This window comes from Rhizorhabdus sp. GW822-FHT03C02 (assembly GCF_058801765.1).
Genome location: NZ_JBXANN010000012.1, coordinates 147,732 through 173,291, shown reverse-complemented (window position 1 = coordinate 173,291; position 25,560 = coordinate 147,732). Strand labels below are relative to the sequence as shown.

General features: G+C 66.3%; 23 protein-coding genes and 2 tRNA genes. 10 read left to right on the top strand and 15 right to left on the bottom strand.

Translation table 11 applies throughout. The annotated features are described in order from the left end of the window. Positions 1–193: 193 nt before the first annotated feature. The 3 genes from AC1RM6_RS24485 to AC1RM6_RS24475 are packed head-to-tail and all read right to left on the bottom strand — an operon-like array spanning position 194 to position 3,545. A complete protein-coding gene (locus AC1RM6_RS24485; RefSeq protein ID WP_493106102.1) occupies positions 194–1,087 on the bottom strand; it encodes a plasmid partitioning protein RepB C-terminal domain-containing protein in 894 nt (297 codons plus the stop codon). Next, positions 1,084–1,992 (bottom strand): plasmid partitioning protein RepB C-terminal domain-containing protein, encoded by a 909-nt coding sequence (locus AC1RM6_RS24480; RefSeq protein WP_493106100.1) that lies wholly within the window; start codon positions 1,990–1,992, stop codon positions 1,084–1,086. The genes AC1RM6_RS24485 and AC1RM6_RS24480 overlap by 4 nt, the downstream gene beginning before the upstream one ends. Beyond that, entirely contained in the window at positions 1,974–3,545 is a 1,572-nt protein-coding gene (locus tag AC1RM6_RS24475; RefSeq protein WP_493106098.1) for a recombinase family protein, read from the bottom strand. Before AC1RM6_RS24475 ends, AC1RM6_RS24480 begins: the two co-directional genes overlap by 19 nt. 64 nt (positions 3,546–3,609) lie before the next feature. Between AC1RM6_RS24475 and AC1RM6_RS24470 the strand changes: the two genes are divergently transcribed. Further along, positions 3,610–4,008 carry a hypothetical protein gene (locus AC1RM6_RS24470; protein WP_493106096.1) on the top strand — a complete coding sequence of 133 codons (399 nt, stop codon included), beginning with the start codon at positions 3,610–3,612 and terminating at the stop codon, positions 4,006–4,008. Positions 4,009–4,117: 109 nt separating this feature from the next. On the opposite strand, the gene AC1RM6_RS24465 is transcribed toward AC1RM6_RS24470, so the two are convergent. Together AC1RM6_RS24465 and AC1RM6_RS24460 are read right to left on the bottom strand one after the other, a co-directional pair. Then, a complete protein-coding gene (locus AC1RM6_RS24465) occupies positions 4,118–5,467 on the bottom strand; it encodes a tyrosine-type recombinase/integrase (RefSeq protein ID WP_493106094.1) in 1,350 nt (449 codons plus the stop codon). 182 nt (positions 5,468–5,649) lie between these two features. Then, positions 5,650–5,740, bottom strand: a tRNA-Ser gene (locus tag AC1RM6_RS24460). A gap of 76 nt (positions 5,741–5,816) precedes the next feature. Here AC1RM6_RS24460 and AC1RM6_RS24455 point away from each other — a divergent pair. Next, complete coding sequence (locus AC1RM6_RS24455; RefSeq protein WP_493106092.1) at positions 5,817–6,722, top strand: peptidylprolyl isomerase; 906 nt, start codon at positions 5,817–5,819, stop codon at positions 6,720–6,722. Positions 6,723–6,847: 125 nt separating this feature from the next. Here AC1RM6_RS24455 and groL read toward each other — a convergent pair whose 3' ends face one another. Both groL and groES read right to left on the bottom strand, forming a co-directional pair. Further along, positions 6,848–8,500: a chaperonin GroEL gene (gene groL / locus AC1RM6_RS24450; protein WP_493106090.1), complete on the bottom strand. Its 1,653-nt coding sequence runs from the start codon at positions 8,498–8,500 to the stop codon at positions 6,848–6,850. Between the two features lie 90 nt (positions 8,501–8,590). Next, a complete protein-coding gene (gene groES / locus AC1RM6_RS24445) occupies positions 8,591–8,878 on the bottom strand; it encodes a co-chaperone GroES (protein WP_493106088.1) in 288 nt (95 codons plus the stop codon). Between the two features lie 199 nt (positions 8,879–9,077). Between groES and lnt the strand changes: the two genes are divergently transcribed. From lnt to AC1RM6_RS24420, 5 genes are all read left to right on the top strand, one after another. Further along, on the top strand, positions 9,078–10,784 hold the full coding sequence (gene lnt / locus AC1RM6_RS24440; protein ID WP_493106086.1) for an apolipoprotein N-acyltransferase: 1,707 nt from the start codon (positions 9,078–9,080) through the stop codon (positions 10,782–10,784). An 85-nt stretch (positions 10,785–10,869) separates the two neighbouring features. After that, positions 10,870–12,084 carry a methionine adenosyltransferase gene (metK, locus tag AC1RM6_RS24435; RefSeq protein WP_493106084.1) on the top strand — a complete coding sequence of 405 codons (1,215 nt, stop codon included), beginning with the start codon at positions 10,870–10,872 and terminating at the stop codon, positions 12,082–12,084. 135 nt (positions 12,085–12,219) lie between these two features. After that, the gene (locus tag AC1RM6_RS24430; protein WP_493106082.1) at positions 12,220–12,786 is read left to right on the top strand and encodes a class I SAM-dependent methyltransferase; all 567 of its coding nucleotides are present in this window, start codon (positions 12,220–12,222) and stop codon (positions 12,784–12,786) included. Positions 12,787–12,956: 170 nt separating this feature from the next. After that, positions 12,957–13,637 carry a tRNA (guanine(46)-N(7))-methyltransferase TrmB gene (trmB, locus tag AC1RM6_RS24425; RefSeq protein ID WP_493106080.1) on the top strand — a complete coding sequence of 227 codons (681 nt, stop codon included), beginning with the start codon at positions 12,957–12,959 and terminating at the stop codon, positions 13,635–13,637. Positions 13,638–13,687: 50 nt separating this feature from the next. Then, entirely contained in the window at positions 13,688–14,692 is a 1,005-nt protein-coding gene (locus AC1RM6_RS24420) for an aldo/keto reductase (RefSeq protein WP_493106078.1), read from the top strand. Positions 14,693–14,734: 42 nt separating this feature from the next. Here AC1RM6_RS24420 and AC1RM6_RS24415 read toward each other — a convergent pair whose 3' ends face one another. The 6 genes from AC1RM6_RS24415 to infA form a co-directional block, all read right to left on the bottom strand. Then, the gene (locus tag AC1RM6_RS24415) at positions 14,735–14,884 is read right to left on the bottom strand and encodes a hypothetical protein (RefSeq protein ID WP_493106076.1); all 150 of its coding nucleotides are present in this window, start codon (positions 14,882–14,884) and stop codon (positions 14,735–14,737) included. 195 nt (positions 14,885–15,079) lie between these two features. Continuing rightward, positions 15,080–15,155: transfer RNA gene (locus tag AC1RM6_RS24410), tRNA-Phe, on the bottom strand. Positions 15,156–15,270: 115 nt separating this feature from the next. Then, positions 15,271–15,459, bottom strand: coding sequence for a DNA gyrase inhibitor YacG (locus tag AC1RM6_RS24405; protein ID WP_493106074.1), 189 nt, complete (start codon positions 15,457–15,459; stop codon positions 15,271–15,273). Further along, positions 15,437–16,438, bottom strand: coding sequence for a ribonuclease (locus AC1RM6_RS24400; RefSeq protein ID WP_493106072.1), 1,002 nt, complete (start codon positions 16,436–16,438; stop codon positions 15,437–15,439). The genes AC1RM6_RS24405 and AC1RM6_RS24400 overlap by 23 nt, the downstream gene beginning before the upstream one ends. Continuing rightward, on the bottom strand, positions 16,439–17,023 hold the full coding sequence (locus AC1RM6_RS24395) for a Maf family protein (RefSeq protein WP_493106070.1): 585 nt from the start codon (positions 17,021–17,023) through the stop codon (positions 16,439–16,441). Positions 17,024–17,036: 13 nt separating this feature from the next. After that, complete coding sequence (gene infA / locus AC1RM6_RS24390; protein WP_010162480.1) at positions 17,037–17,255, bottom strand: translation initiation factor IF-1; 219 nt, start codon at positions 17,253–17,255, stop codon at positions 17,037–17,039. 190 nt (positions 17,256–17,445) lie between these two features. Here infA and polA point away from each other — a divergent pair, with 190 nt between their 5' ends. Then, the gene (gene polA / locus AC1RM6_RS24385; protein WP_493106068.1) at positions 17,446–20,223 is read left to right on the top strand and encodes a DNA polymerase I; all 2,778 of its coding nucleotides are present in this window, start codon (positions 17,446–17,448) and stop codon (positions 20,221–20,223) included. Beyond that, positions 20,220–21,728, top strand: a complete 1,509-nt coding sequence (locus AC1RM6_RS24380; RefSeq protein ID WP_493106066.1) for a lipopolysaccharide biosynthesis protein — start codon at positions 20,220–20,222, stop codon at positions 21,726–21,728. Before polA ends, AC1RM6_RS24380 begins: the two co-directional genes overlap by 4 nt. Here the strand turns inward: AC1RM6_RS24380 and AC1RM6_RS24375 are convergent. Together AC1RM6_RS24375 and purH are read right to left on the bottom strand one after the other, a co-directional pair. Then, positions 21,725–23,437, bottom strand: a complete 1,713-nt coding sequence (locus AC1RM6_RS24375; protein WP_493106064.1) for an MFS transporter — start codon at positions 23,435–23,437, stop codon at positions 21,725–21,727. The genes AC1RM6_RS24380 and AC1RM6_RS24375 overlap by 4 nt on opposite strands. A 43-nt stretch (positions 23,438–23,480) precedes the next feature. Continuing rightward, positions 23,481–25,058 carry a bifunctional phosphoribosylaminoimidazolecarboxamide formyltransferase/IMP cyclohydrolase gene (gene purH, locus AC1RM6_RS24370; protein WP_493106062.1) on the bottom strand — a complete coding sequence of 526 codons (1,578 nt, stop codon included), beginning with the start codon at positions 25,056–25,058 and terminating at the stop codon, positions 23,481–23,483. Between the two features lie 109 nt (positions 25,059–25,167). Between purH and AC1RM6_RS24365 the strand changes: the two genes are divergently transcribed. Next, positions 25,168–25,557 (top strand): hypothetical protein, encoded by a 390-nt coding sequence (locus AC1RM6_RS24365; protein ID WP_493106060.1) that lies wholly within the window; start codon positions 25,168–25,170, stop codon positions 25,555–25,557. Positions 25,558–25,560: the final 3 nt, after the last annotated feature.

Below are 25,560 nucleotides of genomic sequence, written 5' to 3'. Positions count from 1 at the left end.
GAAATTTGATAGCTGCGCCGCGTCGAGGGCACCGACGCTGAGCGTCCTATACCACTTCTCGTAAGGACCAACGATCAACGCCGCCCTTAAAATATCCTCCAGATCATGGACCCGCGTGTACACAGCGGAAGCGTTCTCCGTCCTGATGCTATCGATGGCTAATTCTCGTTTTAGCGCGGTCAAGATCAGGAAATCAGGCCGCCTGCGGCAAATCGGCAATTTTTTGAAACTCAGCGAGCACATCCGAATGGCTCTGCGCGAGGTGTCGGACGACGCGGGCATTTCCTAAAAGGCGCGAAACATACCCATGGGCCAGGACGAGATCGAGGTGATCAGAGCCATAGCTCTGCTCGACAATCCTCACTTCGCGATCCAGGTTCTCCGCTTCTCGCCGCATCGTCGCAACCTGCTCATCCGACAGGCCACGTGGCCGGCGTTGCCGCCCCTCCACAAGCTGGTCTGCAGGCGTCGCCGCGACAAGCGACTTAGCATAGGCAACCGAGTAGCGGTTCATCGTGATCATCGCTTGCGCAGCTTCGATCTGGCGGATCGGCTTGAGGAAGCGCAGTTCAGTAAATGAGTTGAGCGGGACGTGCTTGTCGCGCAGCAGATTCGCCACCTCCGGGCATATCCCAATCAAAAGGTTCCGCTTGGCGCGGATATTGGAGATGTTGACGTTGAGCGCGCGTGCCAGCCGTTCCTCGGAAGCGCCCTTTTTTACCGCATTCAGGATCATCCTATGTTCCTGAATCGTCGCCATCCGGCTGATGCGCTTGTTGTAGGTATAAGCCTCATCATCCACGGCGATGAGGCAGACAACCTCGGTTTCTCCCCGCTCGCGTAGGATCTCGACCCGCAGGTGACCATCGAGCAAATGGAAAGTTTCGTGATCGCTGGCGTCGCGCACGACCGCTGGTGGCTCGATGATCCCCACCTCAGCAATTGATGCAGCGATCTGCCCATACTTGATCGATTTGCGCACGATCGCAGACACCTCCCGCAGCGGCTTGATAGCGGCGAGCGGAACCCGAACGCTGGTTTCCTCGAAACCAAGCTTGACCGGAATGACGGGCCGCCGCGGGCTCATGTGGGCCGCCCGTTGCTTTCAAGCCGGGCCGCTATTCGCTCCGGCATCGTGGCGAGACCCTCCTCCTCCAAAAGCCTCATGAATCGGTCGTCTCGCGACAGGCGGCGGATCGCTTCAGTGATGAGTAGCAAGCTTTTCCGCGCGCCCTCTGCTCGGCGGATCATGTCACGCTTGCGCCCGGCATCCTCCTGATAAGCGCGGACAAGCGCCGCAGAGGAGAGTTTTTCGGTAGTACGTGGGTCGCGTGACGACAGGCCCTTGCCCCGCCGTCGCCTGGCCTCGACGAGCCGCTTGGCGGCGAGCAACTTCCGGCCACGCAGCATGCCCTGTTCGTAGGCAGATTGCAGCGCATCCTGAACGTCCCGGTCATCGGCGTCGGCGATAGCAACGGCTACGCTGAGCGGCATGATCCGCGACTCGACCGATCGCAGCAGTCGCTGCTCACCCTTCTCGAGGAGACGGCTCACGCCATGAACATATTCAGGCGATAGACCCGTTTTCCTGGCAATTTCTGCGACACTGTAGCCGCGCTCACGCATGCCTCCAATGTCCTGAAGAAGGTCAAAGGCGCTGTGCTGCCGCCGGGCACAGTTCTCTACCAGGCTGGCAATCAGGACGTCCTCGGGATCCGCCGACACGACCAACGCCGGCACTTCGAGCTGCCCGAGCGCCTCATATGCTTCGAGCCGCCCCTGCCCGCATACGAGGTCGTAAAATGGGCCATCCGCCTCGATCCGCCGGGTAACCGTAATCGGCCGTTTCAGTCCGATTTGGGCGATATTATCGATGATCTCCTTGAACATCCGCTGGTTTCGAATGCGCGGATTCACCACCGTGATTCGGTCGAGCGGGATCCATTCGATCCTCTGTGCTGGACGAGCCGAGGTCATGCCGCCCTCGGCCAAGGGACCCGCCTGGCCATATCGTAGAATCCGTCGAGCCCTTCGAAGCGGAATGCGTCGAGCGAAAGGCCATTAAACTCAGCCAGCCTCAGGACGGCGTCATGCATGTCCAGTTGCGGGAGCACATAATAATCGCGAATGCCGTCATTTGATTCATCCATCCGGATGCCGACGGTCAGATCGGGCCTCAACGCGGCGTCGAAGCGCAGCTTCCAGCGCAACGAGCCGACGGCGCTCTCGAAGCAGCGCATGACCACGATCGAGACCGTAATCTCCTTGTTGACTGTGAGCAGGTCGGTCGCGGGATCTTGTTCGATCTCGCCGCCGGCAGCTCTCAAGCCCGCGATCGCCCGCGCGACGACCACAGGATGAAACTCGCGCAATTTGCGATTGATCTCGAGGAAGCGATAGTCGTGGCTCGGCGCGAAGCCCACGAGCGCATAAGCGCGCAACAGACTGCCGAAGCGCGTCCGGTACGCGTTGCTCGAAGGTGCATCATCATATTCATCGATGATCAGCCCCGAAAGGACGCCTCGGCCCGCGAGGATCGTCCGCAGGCGATCAAGCATCTCGTCATCGCTCAGCCGTTCCGATCGGGCCGCGATGATCGCCTGCGCACGCTCGAACAGCGGTCGCCCGACAATGGGTGCAAAAACGTCGTTTGACCTCACCCAGTCCTCGGGTGCGTTGCGGACATGCTGCTGCTTCAGCTTGAAGGAGGTTTGTCCCCAGACGTTATTCCCGATATATTTTTCGTTGATAAGCAACTGGTGGACAGTGGCCCTCGTCCAGTCGCGTCCACGATCGTTGCGAACGCCACGTTCGTTGAGCAGTTGTGCAATCTCGCCTTCATTGCGCCCTTGATCGGCAAACAGGCGATATATCTCATCCACGATCTCGATCTCGTCGGCAGGCCCAGGGACGAGGATGATCCGATCGGTCGCAATGCTCTTGTGCTCGCCCCGACTTAGCTCACCTTTGGGCGCTCCCGTTTGATCCACCAGGAGCCGCCGCAGTCCGTATCCCGCCGGCCCGCCTTGCCGAAACCCGAGCCGAATAAGGTTAGACTGCCCCGCGAACACCTTGACCGAAAGTTCGCGGCTATATTCACCGGCCATGGCCCGCTTGACGGTTTTGATGATCGACGAGCCCATGCTGCCGTCATTCTCAAATTGCTCGGTGCAGTAATGCACCGCGACCCCAGCCCGGCGCAGCCGCAATTCGTGGCTGGCCGCCTCGTCCGGGTCCTGGAAGCGCCCGAGGCGGCTCACATCATAGACGAGGACCGCTTTGAAATCGGCGGATCCCTCCTCGACGTCCTGGAGCAGCCGTTGCAGTGCCTGCCGGCCCTCGAGGTTCAGGCCGCTCTTGCCCTCGTCGGCATAGGTGCGGACGATGACATAACCCCGGCGTTCGGCATAATTCCCAATTGCTTGCATCTGGTTGTCGGTGGAGAACTGCTGATGCTCGGTCGACATGCGCACATATTGCGCGGCCCGGGTGATCGCCGGCGGCGTGCGCGTTTGCTCAGGGTCGCTCCAGTTGATCACCATCATCGGAGACGGTCGCTTTTACAGCCAGATCCAAGGCTTAACCTCATAGATCGGAAGGGCCGGAAATATGTTTCCCAAAAGCGGCACCAAACTTCCGGGGGCCGATTCGCGGCCGTCCGAGGTCGAGTATATCGAGGAAATCCGGACGGCATTGCGCGGTGAACTGGGCGGCACGCGAGCCGCCGCAAAGACCATCATGCGTTGGACCGGCACTTCCGATCGCACCGCACGCAACTGGATGAGTGGCGCCGCGGGGCCGAGTGGATATCACCTGATCTGCTTGGCACGTGAATCCGATGCGGTGCTTTCGGTGATGCTGGCGATGTGCGGGCGCGCCGAACTGGCGCTGTCCGCCGATGTCCACGCTGTCGAAGTTGCGCTCGCCAAGGCGGCCGGCACGCTGACGCGACTCAAGCGCCAGCAGACGGGGTTTGCCACCCGCTCGCGCGGCACCTCGTCACACTGAAGCCGGCCGGGCCGAGTCAGGGCGCGCAGCTCCCTGCAAGACTGCGGCCGCCGTAATACGAAGTGGCCGAATCTGCTTCCGCCGGATCGGCTTGCGGGCAGCTCCCGGTTTACAACCCTGGTCTCGAACCCATGCGACTCGGAAAGCGGAAATCGGCGCCCATCGGCGCCACGAAACTACGGCGCGAACGCAACCCAATCGCCTTGGCCGGTAGCTCGATCAGCGAGCTCGCCTCCGGCAGGCCATCGCTGAGCATGTCAGCCCATATGCTCGCAAGTTCCCGGCGGCGGGCCATGTAGGCCGCACGGTTATAGGCGCCCTCGACCTTTTCCTTCGGGACATGGGCAAGCATGAGGTCGATGACCTTGCGGTCATGATCCTTCCCCTCACGCTCAGCCCACTCGTTCATGATCGTCGAGAAGGCGGCCCGGAAGCCATGGGGCACATGGTGGCCATGATAGCCGGCACGGTTGAGCAGGTAGCCGATCGCATTCTCGCTCATCGGACGGTGCGTGTGGCGACTGCTCGGGAACAGCAGGGGTCCGTCGCCTGTCAGCGGCCATAGCGCCTTGAGGACCGCGATCGCCGGCGGCGTCAGTGGCACGAGGTGATCGCCGTCCACCTCTTCCTTGCGATCGAGGTCGCCCTTTATGCGCGCCGAGGGAATGCGCCAGAGCGGTTCCTTGCCGTTCAGATCTTCGAACTCGCACCATAGGGCGCCGCGCAGTTCGCTCGGACGGACGGCCGTGAGCGCGAGGAAGCGCAACGCCAGCCGGGTGATCGGACGGGCATAATCCTGCTCCGCGGTGATGATCATCTTGCGCAACGGCTGAAGGTCGGTGATCGCCGGCTGCCGACCCTTGCGTAGGGGCTTCAGCACCGCACCGAGCTTCTCGGCCGGGTCGCTCGTGGCGATCCCCTGTGCGATCGCATAGATGAAAACGGAGGAGATGCGCTGCCGGACGCGCTTGGCGGTCTCGATCGCGCCGCGCGCCTCGATCTCGCGAAGAGCCGCGAGGATGAGCGGCGGCGTCAGCTGCGCGATCGGCAGGTCGCCGATCGCCGGGAAGACATCACGCTCGAGGCTGCGAATGACGTCGGCAGCGTGAATCCTTGCCCATTGTGCCTTTGCGTTCTCGTGCCAGTCGCGCGCTACCCGCTCGAACGTGCGACGAGCGGCTTCGAGATTTGCCTCGATCTTGAGCTTTCTCGCCATGGCCGGGTCATGGCCTTCGCACAGGATCGTGTAAGCTTCGTCGCGCTTGGCGCGGGCGTCGGCGAGCGACACCAGCGGATAGGCGCCAAACGCCATGGTCTTGTTCTTGCCGTCATAGGCGTAGTTCCAGCGCCAGAGCTTGCCGCCCCCTGGGGCCACGAGAAGGAACAGGCGGTTGGTGTCGGAAATCTTATAGGGCTTCTGACGCGGCTTTGCGGTGCGGACCTTGGTGTCGGTAAGCATGACTCGGTCTCCTGAGATACCTCGTTTTCCGACCGCCGATACCTCGTTTCCGCCCCTCCGATTCGTCGGACGGACATGGACGGGGACGGACGGCCGTGGCCGAACCGGTCTGTTAAGTATAGGTAATCAGGAGGAAAAAGTCGATCCCAGTGGTCATTTGCGGACCGCTGTGGAGAGGTGCGTGGCGGAGCGGGAGGGATTCGAACCCTCGATACGCTTTTGACGTATACTCACTTTCCAGGCGAGCGCCTTCGACCACTCGGCCACCGCTCCGCATGCACTGGAAGGCTGGCTCCCTAATGCGTCGGGCGCGCTTCCGCAAGGCGTGCGCGCATGCCATCATCGTCCTATGACCCGCATTACCCGCCGTCTCGCCGCCGCCCTGCCGATCGCCCTGATCGTCGGCGCCGCATCGCCCGCACCCGCCCCTGTCCCGGTGACGCCGGGCGCGATCGTCGCCAAGGCGGTCGCGGCCGACTGGGCGGTGGTGCCGGCCGAGGATCTGCTGCTGCTCGACCTGAGCAACGGCCGGCGGGTGGTGATCGCGCTCGCGCCTGCCTTCGCGCCGGTCCATATCGCCAATATCCGCGCGCTGACCCGCGCCGGCTGGTTCGCGGGGATCAGCATCAACCGGGTGCAGGACAATTATGTCACCCAATGGGGCGACGCGACCGAGAAGAAGCCGCTGCCCGCCGGGATCGTCGCACAGCCGCCCGCCGAATATGATCGCCCGGCCAAAGGTCTTCCGTTCGCGGCGCTGCCCTATCGCGATGCCTATGCTGCGCAGGCCGGCCATGTCGCGGGCTGGCCGGCGGCGCGTGACGGCAGCCGGGTCTGGCTGACCCATTGCTATGGCATGGTCGGAGTCGGCCGGAACATGGCGCCCGATACCGGCACCGGCGCCGAGCTCTACACGGTGATCGGCCATGCCCCGCGCCATCTCGACCGCAACATCGCCACGGTCGGCCGGGTGATCGCGGGAATGGATGCGCTGAGCGCGCTGGCCCGCGGCGACGAAGCCAATATGGGCTTCTACAAGGAGGATGCCGCACGGCCGGTGATCGCCAGCGCGCGGATCGCCGCCGATTTGCCCGCGGCCGAACGCCCGCGATTCGAACTGCTGCGCACCGACCGGCCGATCTTCGCGGCGTGGGTGAAAGCGCGGGCGAATCGGAAGGATGATTTCTTCATCCGGCCGGCGGGCGGGGTCGATATTTGCAATGTCGTACCGCCGGTGCGGGCGGTCAAAGGGTGAGCATGCGAACTGGCGCGTAGCGCGTAGCGCGTCGTCGACGCTCGCGACCCCACGCAAACGAAAAGGGCCCGGGGATTGCTCCCCGGGCCCTCTTTTCGTTCGGCAGATGCCGAGCGGGTTCGGACTTAGAAGTCCATGCCGCCCATGCCACCCATGCCGCCCATGCCACCGGGCATGCCGCCACCGGCCTTCTCGTCGGACGGAGCGTCCGAGATCGCGGCTTCGGTGGTGATCAGCAGGCCGGCGACCGAGGCCGCGTCCTGCAGCGCGGTGCGAACGACCTTGGTCGGGTCGATCACGCCGGCGGCGACGAGGTTCTCGTAGACGTCGGTCGAGGCGTTGAAGCCCTTGGTCTCGTCATTCTCGCGCAGCAGGTTGCCCGAGACGACCGCGCCATCATGACCGGCATTCTGCGCGATCTGACGGATCGGCGCTTCGATCGCCTTGCGGATGATGTCGATGCCGCGGGTCTGGTCGTCGTTCGCGCCCTTCAGGCCGGCAAGGGCCTTGGTGGCGTACAGCAGCGCGGTGCCACCGCCGGGGACGATGCCTTCTTCGACGGCCGCGCGGGTCGCGTGCAGCGCGTCGTCGACGCGGTCCTTGCGCTCCTTGACCTCGACTTCGGTCGCACCGCCGACCTTGATCACGGCAACGCCGCCGGCGAGCTTGGCAAGACGCTCCTGGAGCTTCTCCTTGTCATAGTCGCTGGTGGTGATGTCGATCTGGCGACGGATCGCCTCGACGCGGCCCTTGATCGCATCGCCCGAACCGGCGCCATCGACGATCGTGGTGTTGTCCTTGTCGATCGACACGCGCTTGGCGGTGCCGAGCATCGCCAGGGTCACGCTCTCGAGCTTGATGCCGAGATCTTCCGAGATCATCTCGCCACCGGTCAGGATCGCGATGTCCTCGAGCATCGCCTTGCGGCGATCGCCGAAGCCCGGCGCCTTGACGGCGGCGATCTTCAGGCCGCCACGCAGCTTGTTGACGACCAGCGTCGCGAGCGCCTCACCCTCGATGTCCTCGGCGATGATCAGCAGCGGACGACCCGACTGCACGACCGCCTCGAGGATCGGCAGCATCGCCTGGAGCGACGACAGCTTCTTCTCGTGGATCAGGATGTACGGATCCGAGAGTTCGACGAGCATCTTGTCGGGGTTGGTGATGAAATAAGGCGACAGATAGCCGCGGTCGAACTGCATGCCTTCGACGACGTCGAGCTCGAAATCGAGACCCTTGGCTTCCTCGACGGTGATCACGCCTTCCTTGCCGACCTTCTCCATCGCTTCGGCGATCTTCTGGCCGACGACGGTGTCGCCATTGGCCGAGATGATGCCGACCTGGGCGACTTCGTTGGTGCCGGCGACGGGCTTCGAGCGCGCCTTGAGATCGGCGACGACCTTCTCGACCGCGAGGTCGATGCCGCGCTTCAGATCCATCGGGTTGATGCCGGCGGCGACCGACTTCATGCCCTCGCGAACGATCGCCTGGGCGAGCACGGTCGCGGTGGTGGTGCCGTCACCGGCGATGTCGTTGGTCTTCGAGGCCACTTCGCGCACCATCTGGGCGCCCATATTCTCGAACTTGTCCTTGAGCTCGATCTCCTTGGCGACGGTGACGCCGTCCTTGGTGATCCGCGGCGCGCCGAACGACTTGTCGATGACGACGTTGCGGCCCTTCGGCCCGAGCGTGACCTTCACCGCGTCGGCGAGGATGTCGACGCCGCGCAGGATGCGCTCACGAGCGTCGCGCGAAAACTTGACGTCTTTCGCTGCCATGTTGGTAATTCCTTATTCTAGAATATGTTAGGAAAATTCAGGTGCGTGATTGAGGGTTGCTCAGGATGTGATTCCGAGCTCCGTCGACTGTCAGCCGACGATCCCCAAAATGTCGCTTTCCTTCATGATCAGCAGGTCTTCACCGTTGATCTTGACCTCGGTGCCCGACCATTTGCCGAACAGGATCTTGTCGCCGGCCTTGACGTCGAGCGGGGTGACCTTGCCATCTTCGGCCTTGGCACCGCCACCGACGGCGACGACTTCGCCTTCCTGCGGCTTTTCCTTGGCGCTGTCGGGGATGATGATGCCACCAGCCGTCTTCTCTTCGGCTTCGACACGGCGAACGAGCACGCGATCGTGCAGCGGACGGAAACCCATAATTGTCCTTTCCTCTATGCGAATGCAGGCCGGCGCGATGATCGGCCGCCCGCAGAACCTCTCGAAACTGTTAGCACTCGCCCATGACGAGTGCCAGCGGGGATATGTGGGACGCGCATATGGCTGTCAAGAATGGCTTTCGACCATTTTTGTGACAGGTTGACGCGCTCGGCCCTTCGCCCTTCGTGCGTAGCGCGATATGGGGACAGCACCCGCCCGTTCAACCCGCGCCCAGCCACGGAGCATCCCCCTGAAGACCCTGTTCATCGCGCTCGCGCTGGGGCTTGTCTCGGCGCTCGGATTCGCCCCGCTCAACTGGTGGCCGCTGACGCTGCTGGCGATCGCCGCGCTGATGTGGCTGACGCTGCGCGCGCCGCGGCTGCGCAGCGCGCTGGCGATCGGCTGGTGGTTCGGCGTCGGCCATTTCACGGTCGGACTCTACTGGATCGCCACCGCCTTCACCTTCCAGCAGGCGATGCCGCAATTTTTCGGCCCCATCGCGGTGGTGGTGCTGTCGCTCTATCTGGCGGTCTATCCGATGCTGGCGGTGGCGCTGGCCTGGTGGCTCGCCGATCGCCCGATCCAGACGATCCGCGCGCGGATCGAACGGCTGCAGGCCGAACGCCGCGCGCGGATCGCGAAATTCGTGCCGCCCGAGTCGCTCGACACGATCAGCATGCCCGCCGATCCCGCGCCCGACCGCAACCCCTACGCCTTCATCCTGCTGTTCGCCGCGACCTGGATCCTCACCGAATATTTGCGCGCGTCGATGTTTACCGGCTTCGCCTGGAACCCGCTCGCCGCGGTGCTGGTCGATGCGCGCGCGGCCGAACCCGCCTTTGTCGGCCTGACCCGGGTGATCGGCACCTATGGCCTGTCGGGCGGGGTGATCCTGCTCGCCGGCATCTGGCTGATCGCGGTGCTGCCCGGCGAGAAGCGCCAGCGCTGGCGCCGCTTCGCGATGGCGCTGATCGCGGCGATGCTGTGCCAGATCCTGTCGGCGATGCTGCTGCGCCCGCTGCCCGCGCCGGCCGGCCCGCGGATCACCGTGGTCCAGCCCAACATCAACCAGAACGAGAAATGGGACACCCAGCTGCAGGCGCGCAATTTCGCGCGGCTGAAGGCGCTGAGCAACAAGGCGGGGGGCGGCAAGCCGCCGGCGACGCCGCGCCTGCTGCTGTGGCCCGAAGCCGCGACCGCCGACTATCTCGAACTGCAGCCCGCGGCACGCGAACGAATCGCGGCGCTGCTCGGCCCACACGACATCATCTTCACCGGCGGCGACGCGCTCGAATGGGACAAGGACGGCAATCTGATCGGCGCGCACAACAGCCTGTTCGCGATGGATGCCAAGGGCGACCTGCTCGCGCGCTACGACAAGGCGCATCTGGTGCCGTACGGCGAATATCTGCCGATGCGGCCGATATTGTCGGCGATCGGCCTGTCACGGCTGGTGCCGGGCGACATCGACTTCTGGGCGGGCAAGGGCCCGGCGAGCTTCGCGGTGACGGGCTTCGGCAAGGCCGGGGTGCAGATCTGCTACGAGATCATCTTTTCGGGGCAGGTGGTCGATGCGAACAACCGACCCGATTTCCTGTTCAATCCGTCGAACGACGCCTGGTTCGGCCGGTTCGGCCCGCCGCAGCATCTCGCCCAGGCGCGGCTGCGCGCGGTCGAGGAGGCGATGCCGATCATCCGGTCGACCCCGACAGGGATCTCGGCGGTGATCGACGCCGATGGCCGGCTGCTCGAGAGCATCCCCTGGCGCACCGCCGGCGCGATCGATGCCACCCTGCCGTCGGCGCATCCGCCGACGCTGTTTGCACGGCTCGGCAACCTCCTGCCGATGCTGTTCGCGCTGCTGCTCGCCGCGACGGGAATTGCGGTGGCGCGCAAGCCGCGCTAAGGAAGATATAACGAAGTCTTTATATCTTTATATGTGAGGGGCGGGTACATACTGCCTCCGGTTTCTCGAAGGACCTCTGACACCCATGCGCAGCAATTATCTCTTCACGTCCGAAAGCGTTTCGGAAGGCCATCCCGACAAGGTCGCCGACCAGATCTCGGACGCGATCGTCGATCTGTTCCTGTCGAAGGACCCCGAGGCGCGCATCGCCTGCGAGACGCTGACCACCACCCAGCTGGTCGTGCTCGCCGGCGAAATCCGCTGCAAGGGCGTCTATGAGAATGGCGAATGGGCCGCTGGCGCCCAGGACGAGATCGAGGCGGCGGTCCGCGAGACGGTGAAGCGCATCGGCTACGAGCAGGACGGCTTTCACTGGAAGAGCTTCACCTTCCACAACAACCTGCACGGCCAGTCGGCGCATATCGCGCAGGGCGTCGATGCCTCGGGCAACAAGGACGAAGGCGCCGGCGACCAGGGCATCATGTTCGGTTTCGCCTGCGACGAGACCCCCGACCTGATGCCGGCGACGCTCTATTACAGCCACAAGATCCTCGAGCGGATGGCCGCCGACCGCCATTCGGGCGCGGCGCCCTTCCTCGAACCCGACGCCAAGAGCCAGGTCACGCTGCGCTTCGAGAACGGCAAGCCCGCCGCGGCGACCGCAATCGTGGTGTCGACCCAGCATGGCAAGGGCTATGACGAAGGCGCCAAGGAAGCCGAGCTCCACGCTTATGTGAAGCAGGTCGTCGCCGACCTGCTGCCCGCCGAGCTGCTGTCCGACGAGACCGTCTACCACATCAACCCGACCGGCAGCTTCGAGATCGGCGGCCCCGACGGCGACGCCGGTCTGACCGGCCGCAAGATCATCGTCGACACCTATGGCGGCGCGGCCCCGCATGGCGGCGGCGCCTTTTCGGGCAAGGATCCGACCAAGGTCGATCGTTCGGCGGCCTATATCACCCGCTATCTCGCCAAGAACATCGTCGCCGCCGGTCTCGCCAAGCGCTGCACGATCCAGCTGGCTTATGCGATCGGCGTGTCCGAGCCGCTGTCGCTCTACGTCGACACCCATGGCACCGCTGCCGAGGGCCTGACCGACGCCGGCATCGAGGACGCGATCAAGAGCATCGAGGCGCTGGGCGGCCTGACCCCGCGCGGCATCCGCACCCATCTCGGCCTCAACAAGCCGATCTACGCCAAGACCGCGGCCTATGGCCATTTCGGCCGCAAGCCCGAGGGCGATCTCTTCCCGTGGGAAAAGACCGACCTCGCCGACAAGCTGAAGGCGGCGCTGGCCTGATCCCGGCCCGATCGACCGGTGCACCGGTTCGGTGCAACCAAATCGACATAAATGATGCGAGGGGCGGAGGAGCGATCTTCCGCCCCTTCTTCTTTGCCGCTAAAGCGCGCTCATGCCTGCGTGGAACCGTATCGAATGACCGACCTCGGCCGCTTCCTGCGCGCCTGGGCCAACGACCCGCTGGGCGTCGCCGCGATCGCACCGTCGAGCGCCACGCTCGCCCATCTGATCACCGCCGAGATCCGGCCGGACATGGCCCCGATCATCGAACTGGGGCCGGGCACCGGGGTCTTCACCCGGGCGCTGATCGCCAAGGGGGTCAGCGAGAGCGACCTCGTCCTGATCGAAAGCGAATCCGAGTTCGCCGGGGTCCTCGCCCAGCGCTTCCCGGGCGCAACGATCTTCGGCATGGACGCCGCGCGGATGCGCCGCCACCGGCAATTGTTCGACGAGCGGCCCGCCGGCGCGACGATATCGGGCCTGCCGATCCTCAACATGAAGCGCCGCCAGCAGATGATGATCCTGAGTGGCTGTTTCGACCTCATGCGCCCCGAAGGTGCCTTCTACCAGTTCACCTACGGCCCGGTCTGCCCGGTGTCGCGGCCGGTGCTCGATCGACTCGGCCTGCGCGCCCGCCGCGTCGCCGGGACGCTGCGCAACCTGCCGCCGGCCTCGGTCTATAAATTCACCCGCAAGGGCTGATCGACCGACCCACGCCAGCCGCAGCGGACGATTTCCCAAACCGCCGAATCCTCCCAGAGCACTGAGCGATTAGATTGAGTCGCTCAGTGCTCTGGGTTTCCTTTGTTTTCCGCATTCTCCGAGCCGTCAGATGATTCCACCTGACTGGAGAATGTTCTAAGAGCGCGGCCATGAACGATCCGCTTTCCATTCGCCGCCTCTATGGCCGTCGCCAGGGCCATAAACTGCGCCAGGGACAGGCCGACCTCGTCGAGCGGCTGCTGCCCGAGCTCGAGGTGCCGCTCGAGGGCCCGCTCGACGCGCCAACGCTGTTCGGCGACGATCGCCCGCTCGAACTCGAGATCGGTTTCGGCCGCGGCGAGCATATGGCGGCGCAAGCGCAGATGCGCCCTGCCCATGGCTTCATCGGCTGTGAGCCCTTTCTCGACGGGGTGGTCGGCGCGCTGATGAAGGTCGACGAGGACGGCATCGCCAATATCCGCCTGCATATGGGCGATGCGATCGACGTGCTCGAGCGGCTGCCCGACGCCTCGCTCGACCGTGCGTGGTTGCTCCACCCCGATCCCTGGCCCAAGGCGCGCCACGCCAAGCGGCGCTTCATGAACGACGGCCCGATCGGGCTGATCGCGCGCAAGATGAAGCCCGGCGGCGAATTCCGCTTCGGCACCGATCATCCGGTCTATGTCCGCTGGGCGATGATGGTGATGGGCCGCTCGCCCGACTTCGCCTGGCTCGGCGAAAGCCCGACCGACTTCCTCGTCCGCCCCGACGACTGGCCCGAGACCCGCTATGAGGCCAAAGCGCGCCGCATCGGCCATGAGGTCTGGTATTTCCGCTACCGCCGCGTCTGAGCCGGCACGGCGCTTCCTTCCCGACAGATAGCCCAACCACGGAGCCCCCGATGACCTCGATGCCCACCCGCCGGATCGGCCCCTTCACGGTTTCGGCGATCGGCCTTGGCTGCATGAATCTCAGCCACGCCTATGGCGTCGCGCCGAGCGCCGACGAGGGCGCCAAGCTGCTCAACCATGCGCTCGACCAGGGGGTGACGCTGCTCGACACCGCCGCGCTCTATGGCGGCGGCGGCAATGAGCGGCTGCTGGGATCGGCGGTCATGCATCGCCGGTCGGAATTCACCCTGGCGAGCAAATGCGTGCTCGACATGATCGACGGCAAGCGCGCGCTCGACGGATCGCCCGCGGCGATCGCTCGCACCCTCGACGGCGCGCTCGGCCGGCTCGGCACCGACCATATCGATCTCTATTATCTCCACCGGCTCGACGCCGCGGTGCCGATCGAGGACTCGGTCGGCGCGCTGGTGCGCGCCAAGGAAGCCGGCAAGATCGGCGCGATCGGCCTGTCCGAAATGTCGGCGGCGACGATCCGCCGCGCCCATGCCGTCCATCCGATCGCCGCGGTCCAGACCGAATATTCGCCCTGGGTGCGCAATGCCGAGGTCGCGGTGCTCGACGCCTGCCGCGAACTCGGCATCGGCTTCGTCGCCTTCTCGCCGGTCGGCCGCGGCTTCCTCGCGGGCGCGGTCGCGGACGAGGATTATGTCGAAGGCGATATCCGCCGGGCGATGCCGCGCTTCGTCGGCACCAACCTGCGCCACAATCTCGGCCTGTTCGAACGATTCGCGGCGATCGCCGAAGCCGCCGGCGCGACGCCGGCGCAGCTGGCGCTCGGTTGGGTGCTGTCGCGCGACGAGATCATCGTGCCGATCCCCGGCACCCGCAGCATCGCGCATCTCGACGAGAATCTGGTCGCGGCAAGCCTCGATTTCGCACCCGAGAGCCTCGCTGCGGTCGATGCGCTGTTCGTGCCCGGCGCGGTCGCCGGCCCCCGCTATCCGCAGGCGATGCAGGCGCAGATCGATACCGAGTTGCTGCCCGAAGAGGTCTGATCGCAGGCTTCGGCGACTGGACGAACCAGCGCCCGTATCGCGTCAGGCCTGATAGGGTTTCGGCTTCGACACCGGCTTGGTCTGGTCCGCCATCAGCGCCGCACCGCGGGCCTCGGGCGAATCGATCCGCCGGCCCGCCCGGCCATGATGATGCGCACAATGATTCAGTCGACGTGGTGCGGAATAGATCATGCGAAAGCTCCTTCGGATGCCCCCATCCTTTCGTGCACGCAACCGTACCGACCGCGACTCGTCGGCACGGACGATATGCTCTCAAACGTCCGCCCCCCACGCAATGGCGTAGTTTGCAACCGCATCGTGCACGCGATGCGGGTGGCCAACGTCATGAGCCTGTCAAAGCTTCGGGATATCCACACGGCGGGGAAATGGTGCCCAGGGACGGGGTCGAACCGCCGACACTGCGATTTTCAGTCGCATGCTCTACCAACTGAGCTACCTGGGCACTGGCACGTTGGAGGCGTGCCTATAGAGGCGGGTGAAGGCGGCTGTCCAGCCCCTCATTTGCCGATATTTTTCATCGCCGTGCGAATATTTTTCAGCGCCGCGCGATCGGCCGATCAGCCGTCATAGCTGTCGGGATCGATCTCGTTGCCGTCGGGATCGGCGGGCTTGCCGGGAATGCGATAGCCTTCGTCGAGCCATTGCAGCAGATCGCGGTCGCGGCATCCCTGGCTGCAAAAAGGTTCGTGCACGGGCACTTCGGGCTTGCCGCAGATCGGGCATCTAGGGATTTTGGGCGGTGACATGTCCGGCCGATATGGCGAGCGCAGGCGCGGCTTGCAAGCGAACCGGCGCGCCGATCCGGCGAACCAGCATGTCGATCCAGTCGGCGCGCGATTCGATCAGCGCGACGACCGCCGGCGCCGCGGTCAGCGTGCGCAGCCCGGCCCCCGGCGTGCGCTCGGCGCGGCGCAGCAACGCCCGCGCCGCCATCCCGACCGGATCGAGCGCGAGCCGCTCGGGCAGCGACGCCCGCGCGCGGCGCCGGACGATCTGGAGGAAGCCGAAGCCGTTGACCGCGGTCCGTTCGAACGGCTGCGGGAGGATCGCATCCACGGCTGCGGCAGCAGCGAGCCGCCCCGCCTTGCTGTCCGCGCTCGGCAGGTCGAGCCCGATCGAGCCGCTGATGCCCAACCGGCGTATCATCACCGCCGATGCCCGCGCGCCCGCGACCGCCAGTTCGGCCGACGGCAGCCAGCCGTCGACGTCGATCAGCGTCATCGCCGGGGTCAGCGACAGCCGCAGCGCGCCGCCGTCGAAATCGGCATGGCCGGTCGCGGCCTCCTCGATCAGTTCGGACCAGCCGGCGGCCTCGAGCCGGTCAGGCCCATGCTGCTGCAACAACGTCACCGGATGGCCGCTCGCGGCGATTCGTTCACGCAGCGTCGGGCCGACCACCGGCACCGCGCCGTCGACCGCGCGCCGCGCGATCGCCAGCTTGGCGCGCCCGGGTTCGGGCAGCGCCGCGCGCATGATCTCGACCAGCAGCTTCGCACCGTCGCCGACCCCGCCCGGCACCGGTTCGATCAGCACCTCCTCGCCATCGGCGAGGGTGACGACCGCGCGGCGGCCGGGGACGAGGATGCGGGTCAGCCGCGCCGCGACGACCGTTCCGGCGCGCACGCCTTCGTCATCGGGCTCGACCTCGGCCTCGACGATATGACCATCCTCGACCAGCGCGGCGCGGCTTTCGCCGATCCCGGCCTCGAACAGCCATTCGGCCATTTAGGGAAGGAGCCCCGCAGCATTCAGCAGCGCGCGGGTTTCGAACAGGGGCAGGCCCATCACCCCCGAATAGCTGCCCGACAGCATCCGCACCCAGCTTTCGGCATAGCCCTGGATCGCATAGGCGCCGGCCTTGCCCTGCCATTCGTCGCCGTCGAGATAGGCATCGATCTCGGCGTCGCTCAGCGGCTTGAAGGCAAGGATGCTCGACGAGACGCGATGGCGCGCGGTGCCCGCGGCGTCGACGACGGTCATCGCCGAATGGCAGCGGTGGCGGCGCCCGCTCAGCAATTTCAGGAAGCCGCGCGCCTCGGCGCGGTCGTCGCTCTTGTGCAGCAGCCGCCGTCCGACCGCGACCACGGTGTCGGCACCGAGGATCACCGCACCGGGGTGGCGCGCGGCGACGACCATCGTCTTCTCGGCGGCGATGCGCTTCACATAAGCGAGCGGGAGCTCGCCCTTGCGCTCGCTCTCGTCGATATCGGCAGGGTCGATCGCGTCGGGGACGAGGCCCAGCCGCGCGATCAACTCGCGCCGGCGCGGCGACGACGAGGCGAGGATGAGGCGGGGGCGCGCGTCGAACATGGCGCCGCGCGGCTTATTTGAAGCGATAGGTGATGCGGCCCTTGGTGAGGTCATAGGGCGTCAGTTCGACCAGAACTTCGTCGCCGACCAGCACGCGGATGCGGTTCTTGCGCATCTTCCCGGCGGTGTGGCCGAGGATCTCGTGATCATTTTCCAGCTTCACGCGGAACATGGCGTTGGGCAGCAGCTCCACCACCTGCCCGCGCATCTCGAGCAATTCTTCTTTTGCCAAGCAACGGCCTCTTGGAATCTATGGGTTTTCGAAAACTGCGCCGCCCATACGCCTTCATATGGCAAAAGGAAAGCGCCGAGGGATCGGCCGGTCGCGGGCTGTACGCCCGGTGAACGGGGCGAACCCGCTTTGCAGCCGGCAGCGTCGCAGCCGGTTCCCCGATCGCCTCGCCCCTGCTATCCCGGCGCGCATGTCGTCCAATCATCTCTATCTCGTCGACGGGTCGGGCTATATCTTCCGGGCCTATCATCGCCTGCCGCCGCTCACCAACCGGCACGGAATCCCCGCGGGCGCCGTCTATGGCTTCACCACCATGTTGTGGAAACTGGTCAACGAGCTGACCGAGGCCGACGGGCCGACCCATCTCGCGGTGATCCTCGACGCCTCGTCGAAGACCTTCCGCAACGACATGTACGACCAGTACAAGGCGCACCGGCCGCCGCCGCCCGAGGACCTGGTCCCGCAATTCCCGCTGATCCGCACCGCGACCCGCGCCTTTTCGGTGCCGTGCATCGAAACCCTCGGCCTCGAGGCCGACGACATCATCGCCTGCTATGCCGAAGCCGCGCTCGCGCAGGGCTGGCAGGTGACGATCGTGTCGTCGGACAAGGATCTGATGCAGCTGATCCGGCCCGGACTCGACCTGCTCGACACGATGAACAACCGCCGGCTCGGCGCCGAACATGTGCTGGAGAAGTTCGGGGTCGCCCCCGAGCAGCTCGGCGACGTGCTTGCGCTGATGGGCGACAGCGTCGACAATGTCCCCGGCGTCCCCGGCGTGGGTCCGAAGACCGCGAGCCAGCTGATCCAGCAGTTCGGCAATCTCGAGGCAGTGCTCGCCGCGACCGACCAGATCACCAAGCCCAAGCTCAAGCAATCGCTGATCGACCATGCCGACAATGCCCGGCTGTCGCGCGAACTGGTGCGGCTGCGCTGCACCGAGCCGCTGCCCGAACCGCTCGATGCACTGATCCTCAAGGGCCTGCCGCCCGAGCCGCTACGCGAATTCCTCGAGGACCAGGGCTTCAAGTCGCTGCTCGCCAAGGTCGGCGGCCCGTCGACCGGCGGCCCGACCCTGCTCGCGCTGGCGCCGACCGGCACCGAGGCAGCCCCCCCGCCCCGCCAGGTCGAGGCAGTGCCGTTCAGCCACAAGGATTATGAGACCGTCGTCGACGAGGAGGCGCTCGATCGCTGGATCGCCGCGGCGTTCGCGTGCGGCCATGTCGCGGTCGATACCGAGACCGATTCGGTCGATGCGGTCCGCGCCGAGCTGGTCGGGGTCAGCCTCGCCACCGCGCCGGGCAAGGCCTGCTATATCCCGCTCGCCCATGTCGGCGACGGACTGCTGTCCGAAACCCCGAAACAGCTGCCCAAGGCGCTCGCGCTGGCGAAGCTCAAGCCGCTGCTCGAGGATCCGTCGATCCTCAAGATCGGCCAGAACGTCAAATATGACCTGATCGTGCTGCGCCGGAACGGGGTCGACATCACCCCTTATGACGACACGATGCTGCTCAGCTACGACCTCGATGCCGGCCTCGGCGGGCATGGCATGGACGAGCTCGCCAAGCGCCATCTCGACCATAGCTGCATCGAGTTCAAATCGGTGTGCGGCACCGGCAAGAGCCAGATCACCTTCGACAAGGTCGGGCTGCGCCAGGCGACCGACTATGCCGCCGAGGATGCCGACGTCACCCTGCGGCTGTGGCAATTGCTGAAACCGCGGCTGGCGAGCGAGGCGGCGACCCGGGTCTATGAGCTGGTCGACCGGCCGCTGGTGCCGGTGCTCGCCGAGATGGAGCGCGCCGGCATCCGCGTCGATCGCGAGGAACTGGCGCGGCTGTCGGCGGAGTTCGCGCGCGAGACCAGCCGGCTCGAAGGCGAGATCCACGAGGTCGCGGGCGGTCCGTTCACGATCGGCAGCCCCAAGCAGCTCGGCGACGTGCTGTTCGACCGGATGGGCCTGAAGGGCGGCCGCAAGGGCAAGACCGGGGTCTATTCGACCGACGTCACCGAACTCGAACGGCTCGCTGGCGACGGCCAGCCGATCGCGCGGCTGGTGCTCGAATGGCGCCAGCTCACCAAGCTGCGATCGACCTATACCGAGGCACTGCAGGCGCAGATCAACCCCGCCACCGACCGGGTCCACACCTGCTTCTCGATGGCGGTCGCGCAGACCGGGCGGCTGTCGTCGACCGATCCCAACCTGCAGAACATCCCGATCCGTACCGAGATGGGCCGGCGCATCCGCGACGCCTTCGTCGCCGAACCCGGCAAGGTGATCCTGTCGGCCGACTATTCGCAGATCGAGCTGCGGCTGGCCGCGCACATGGCCGACGTGCCCGCGCTGAAGGACGCCTTCGCCAATGGCGACGACATCCATTCGCTGACCGCGCACGAGGTGTTCGGCGAGGTCACCCGCGACACCCGCGCCCGCGCCAAGACGATCAATTTCTCGATCCTCTACGGCATCTCGTCCTGGGGGCTGGCCGGGCGGCTCGAAGTCTCGCGCCAGGAGGCGCAGGAGATGATCGACCGCTATTTCGCGCGCTTCCCCGGCATCAACCATTATATCGCCGCGACACTGGGCGAGGTTCGCGAGAAGGGGTTCACCACCACCCTGTTCGGCCGCAAGACCCATTTGCCGTGGATCCGCAGCGCCAAGCAGGGCGAACGTCAGGCCGCCGAACGCCAGGCGGTCAACGCGCCGATCCAGGGCACCAGCGCCGACATCATCAAGCGGGCGATGCTGCGGATGAATCCCGCGCTCGCCGCCGCGGGCCTCGGCGACGTCCGGATGCTGCTGCAGGTCCATGACGAACTGGTGTTCGAGCTCGCCCCCGACCAGGTCGAGCCGGCATCGGCGGTGATTCGCACGGTGATGGCGGGTGCCGCCGCGCCGCTCGCGCCGCTGTCGGTTCCGCTGGGCGTCGAGATCGGCACGGGTGCGAGCTGGGGCGCCGCGCATTGAGCCTTGCCCCCGACATCGCGCCCGTCGAGGGCGCGGAACCACCCAAGCCCGACGACGACATCAAGGCGCTCGCCAAGGGCGGTCGCACCAATTTCCTGGGTTTCCTGCTGCGGCTCGCCGCGCGGCTGCCCTTTCTGTTCATCGCAGGCCGCTGGTACGGCGCCGACGCGCTCGGCCGCTTCGCCTATGCGATCATCATCATCGAGTTCGTCGCGACCCTCGCGACCCTCGGGCTGAAGCGCGGGCTCGCCGCGCAGCTGTCGAAGACCGACCGGCCGCATGTCCATGTCGTGTGGGATGCGCTGCTGGTCGGCGCCGTCGCCTCGGCGATCGCCGCCACCGTGCTCGGCGCGCTGCCCGAGCTGATGTTCCCGAACAGCGGCATCAACGGGCTCGAATGGCTGCTGCCATTGTCGATCTTCGCGCTGGCCTGGTCCGACATCGCGCTGGCAGCGCTCGCCTATCGGCTCGACATCGGCGCGACAGTGCGGGCGCGCTCGATCATCGAACCCTGGACGATCAGCATCGCCGCCTTCGCCCTCGCCTTCTACTCGCTGCGCGACGGGCTGATCATCGCCTATGTCTGCTCGATGGCGGCGGCCTTGGTCGCGTCGATCATCCCGCTGATCCGCAGCTTCGGCTGGCCCAAGGGCTGGCGCCCCCGCCCCGCCGCGCTGTTCGGGCTGGCGCGCCGCAACGTGCCGCTCGCCGCCGCCGACGCGATCGAATGGGGATCGCGCCGGCTCGACATCGCGATCCTCGGCCTGTTCTTCTCGCCGGCGATCGTCGGCATCTATTATGTCGCGCAGCAGGTCGCCTCGCTGCCGCAGAAGCTCAAGACCAGCTTCGATCCGATCCTCGGCCCGGTGATAACCCGCAATCTCGAAGCCGGCGACAAGGCCGCGGTCGCCAGGCAGGTGCGCCAGGTCGGTTTCTGGATCATCGCCGCCCAGGCCGGGGTCGGTCTCGCGCTCGGCATTCCCGGCGAAGGGGTGATGGGCCTGGTCGGCCCGAACTTCGTCGGCGGCAACGGCGCGCTCGCCTTCCTGCTGCTCGCCGAGGTCGTCGCCGCGACCGCGGCGGTGTCCGAATCGGCGCTGATCTATGTCGCGCGCCATCTCAACCTGATGATCTCGCTGGGGATGATCGGCATCCAGATCGCGCTGAGCTTCGCGATCGTGATCGCGATACGCGAACTGCACTTGCCCACCCTCACCCAGGCAGCGGGCCCGGCGATCGCGCTGGCCGCGGCGCTCGGCATCGCCTCGATCATGAAGTCGCGGCTGCTCGCCCAACTGCTCGGGGCGCCGGTGTCGGGCTGGCGCTGGCCGCTGGTCTGGGCCGCCGCCGCCGCCGGGGCGCTCGGCTATCTGGTGACCCGGCTGCCCGAATGGCTCGAACTGTCGGCGGGGATCCCGCTGATCCTGCTGATCTTCGGCGCGGTGATCTGGCGCTTCGGCTTCACCAGCGAGGATCGCACCCTGTTCCGGCTGAAGACCGCCTAACCAGCGGCGCCGGGCTGCGGGCCGATCGGCAGAGTATCGACGACGCCATGGTCGGGGGCTTCGTCGGTCCAGCGCACCGAACCGAACGGCCGTTCGAGGTCGCGCCGCACCGTCGGCGGCCCCGCGGTCGAAAAGGCGCGGGCGCGGGCGATCAGATCCATCTCGGCGACGGTCGCGCGCGACCGCTGGCGCAGATAATCGAGCCAGGTCGGGGTGTGATAGCGTTCGGTCCACATCTCCGGATCGGCGATGTCGCGGGCGATCGACCAGCCATAGCCGCCGGTCTTCTGGCGCAGCTTCTGCACCTTCTGCATGATCCCGTAAAAGGCGCGCGCGTCGGCGACCGGCACCCGATATTGCAGGGTCAGCACGATCGGACCGCTGCGGCCGGTCAGATCGAGCCGGGTCTCGGGGTCGGCCATTTCGAGCGGGCTATGATCGATCGCGTCGTCGATCCGCGGCATCGGCAGCACGAATGCGGCGACCGCGGTCGCCGCCAGCGCCATGCCGGAGATGATCAGCGCGGTGCCGATGCCCTGGCCTGCCGCAACCTCGCCCCAGAACCAGCTGCCGACCGCGATCCCGGCGGTCACCGCGGTCTGGTAGATCGCCAGCGCGCGACCGGTTACCCAGCGCGGCGACGAGGTCTGGATGGTGATGTTGCAGATCGACGCCGACATCGTCCACACCGCCCCCGACACCACCAGCAGTGCCGCGGTGAGCGCGACCGAACGGCTGAGCCCGACGCCGACCAGCGCGGGCCCCATCAGCAGCGCGGTCAGCAGCATGATCTTCTCGTTCGACAACAGGGTGCGCGCCTTGGCGACGCTCAGTGCGCCCATCACCGCCCCGATCCCGAACGCGCCGAGGATCAAGCCGAACACCGATGCATCGCCGCCGAGCAGCTGCCGCGCGACCATCGGCATCAGCGCCGAGGCCGACGAGCCGGCGAGCATCGTGATCAGGATCCGCAGGCAGACGGTGCGCAGCGGCGGCGAATGGAAGACGAAGCGCACCCCCGAAATGATCGCGCGGCCGATCCCTTCGGGCGGCAGCCGCGACGGTTCGACCCGGCGCTTCCACAACAGCATCACCACCAGCATCGGCGCATAGCTGAGCGCATTGACCCCGAAGGCCGCGACCGATCCCGCCGCCGCGACGACTACCCCGCCGATCGCCGGGCCGAAACTGCGCGCGATATTGTAGGAGATGCTGTTGAGCGCGATCGCCGCCGGCAGGTCCTTCTGTTCGACCTGTTCGCGAACCGACGCCTGCCAGGAGGGGCTGAACAGCGCCCCCGCCAGCCCCATCGCGAAGCAGAAGCCGAGCAGCAGCACCGGATTGAGCAGATGGGTCAGCGCGAGCAGGGTCAGGATGCTGGCGCTGATCAGGTTCGCGGCCAGCGCGAAGATCGCGATCCTGCGCCGGTCGTACATGTCGGCGATCGCCCCCGCCGCGACCGAGCACAGCATCAGCGGCAGGAACTGCGCGGTCTGCACCAGCGCGACCATGTCGGCTTCGCCGGTCATCTGGGTCATCGCCCAGGCGGCGCCGACCCCCTGGATCAGCGAACCGAAATTGGACAGGACGCTGGCGGGCCAGATTCGCCGGAACACCGGGGTGCGCAGCGGGGCGAACATGCCGCCTGCGGTCGTCGGCGCTATCGCCGCCGTAACGGACGGTTCACCCGCCTTCTTGCTGTCGTCCATCGCACTCTCCCGCCTGCAACAGACACGTTGCAGGCGGTCGAGGTCAATGGCGGAAGTGGCGCATCCCGGTGAAGACCATCGCCAGGCCGGCCTCGTCGGCGGCGGCGATCACCTCATTGTCGCGGATCGATCCGCCGGGCTGGATCACCGCGGTGGCGCCCGCCTCGACCGCGGCGAGCAGCCCGTCGGCGAACGGGAAGAAGGCGTCGGAGGCGACCGCCGAACCGATCGTCTTCGCCTCGCTCCAGCCCGCCTTTTCCGCGGCGTCCTTCGCCTTCCAGGCGGCGATCCGCGCCGATTCGAGCCGGTTCATCTGGCCGGCGCCGACACCCGCGGTGGCATTGTCCCTGGCATAGACGATCGCGTTCGACTTGACATGCTTGGCGACGGTCCAGGCGAACAGGCAGTCCTTCAGCTCCTGCTCGGTCGGCTCGCGCTTCGTCACGACCTTGAGGTCGTCCGGCCCGATCCGGCCATTGTCGCGCGACTGGAGCAGCAGTCCGCCGGCGATCGTCTTCATCGCCAGGCCCGGCCGCGCCGGATCGGGCAACTCGCCGGTCAGCAGCAGCCGCAGATTCTTCTTCTTCGCGAACACCGCCTTCGCTTCGTCGTCGGCGTCGGGGGCGGCGACGACCTCGGTGAAGATGCCGCTGATCGCCTCGGCGGTCTTGCCGTCGAGCGGGCGGTTGACCGCGATGATGCCGCCGAACGCCGACACGCTGTCGCAGGCGAGCGCGGCTTCATAAGCCTCGATCAGGGTCTCGCCGGTCGCGACCCCGCACGGATTGGCATGCTTGACGATGACCACGGTCGGCGGGCCGTCGCGGAATTCGCTGACCAGTTCGAGCGCGGCGTCGGCGTCGTTGTAATTATTGTAGCTGAGTTCCTTGCCCTGGATCTGGGTCGCCTGGGCGATGCCGCGCGCGCCGGGGCCGGCAGGGACGTAGAGCGCCGCCTGCTGGTGCGGATTCTCGCCATAACGCAGGCCCGCCGCCTTGCGGATCGGTACCGAGATCGCATCGGGGAAGAACTGGCCCTGGTCGGCATGAGCGAACCAGGACGCGATCGTCGCATCATATTGGGCGGTCGCCGCGAACGCCTTGGCGGCATAAAGCTTGCGCTGCTCGATCGTGGTGACCCCGCCAGAGGCGATGATGTCGGCATAGTCGGCCGGATCGGTGACGATCGCGACATAGGCGTGGTTCTTGGCGGCCGAGCGGACCATCGACGGGCCGCCGATGTCGATATTCTCGATGACCTCGTCGCGCGGCGCACCCTTGGCGACGGTCTGGGCGAAGGGATAGAGATTGACCACCACCAGGTCGATCGCGCCGATGCCGTGGTCGGCCATCGCCTGGGCATGGGCGGCATCGTCGCGCACCGCGAGCAGCCCGCCATGGACCATCGGGTGAAGCGTCTTGACGCGGCCGTCCATCATCTCGGGAAAGCCGGTCAGGTCGGACACGTCGCGGACGGTGAGCCCGGCCTCGCGCAGCGCCTTGGCGGTGCCGCCGGTCGACACCAGTTCGACCCCCTTGGCCGCCAGCGCCTGGCCGAGTTCGACCAGCCCGCTCTTGTCGGATACCGAAAGGAGCGCGCGCTTGATGGCAATGTCGGTCATGGCTGGGGTCCCTGGGCGATCGAGAGTCGCGCACCCGTTAGGCGAAGCCGTCGCGAATTGCCACCCGCGTCGATCCGGTTCATCCTGACGTCGAACGAGGAGACCGGTCATGACCTTCCTTGCCATGCTTGCCGCCACCGCTTTGCTCGCCGCACCTCCACCCGTGACAGGCGATTTCGATCATGACGGCCGGGTCGATACCGCTGGACTGGTCGATGGCGGCAGCGGACGCCGCACGCTGGTCGTGCTGCTCGCTGCGCGGCCGGATCGGCCGTTGAAGATAAGCGATTTCGCCGACGCTTCGCCGATCTTCCTGGCCAAGGCGCCCTCCGGCCGCTCCCGCACCGCATGCGGCAAGGGCGCAGGACCCGCCACGGCACAGTGCGTGCCGCATGTCGATGTCAGTGGCGACGTGCTGGCCTTCGGAACGCCGGAAGCGTCCGAAGCGTATGCGATCTGGAACGGTGCTTCGTTCGATACGGTCTGGATGTCCGACTGACCC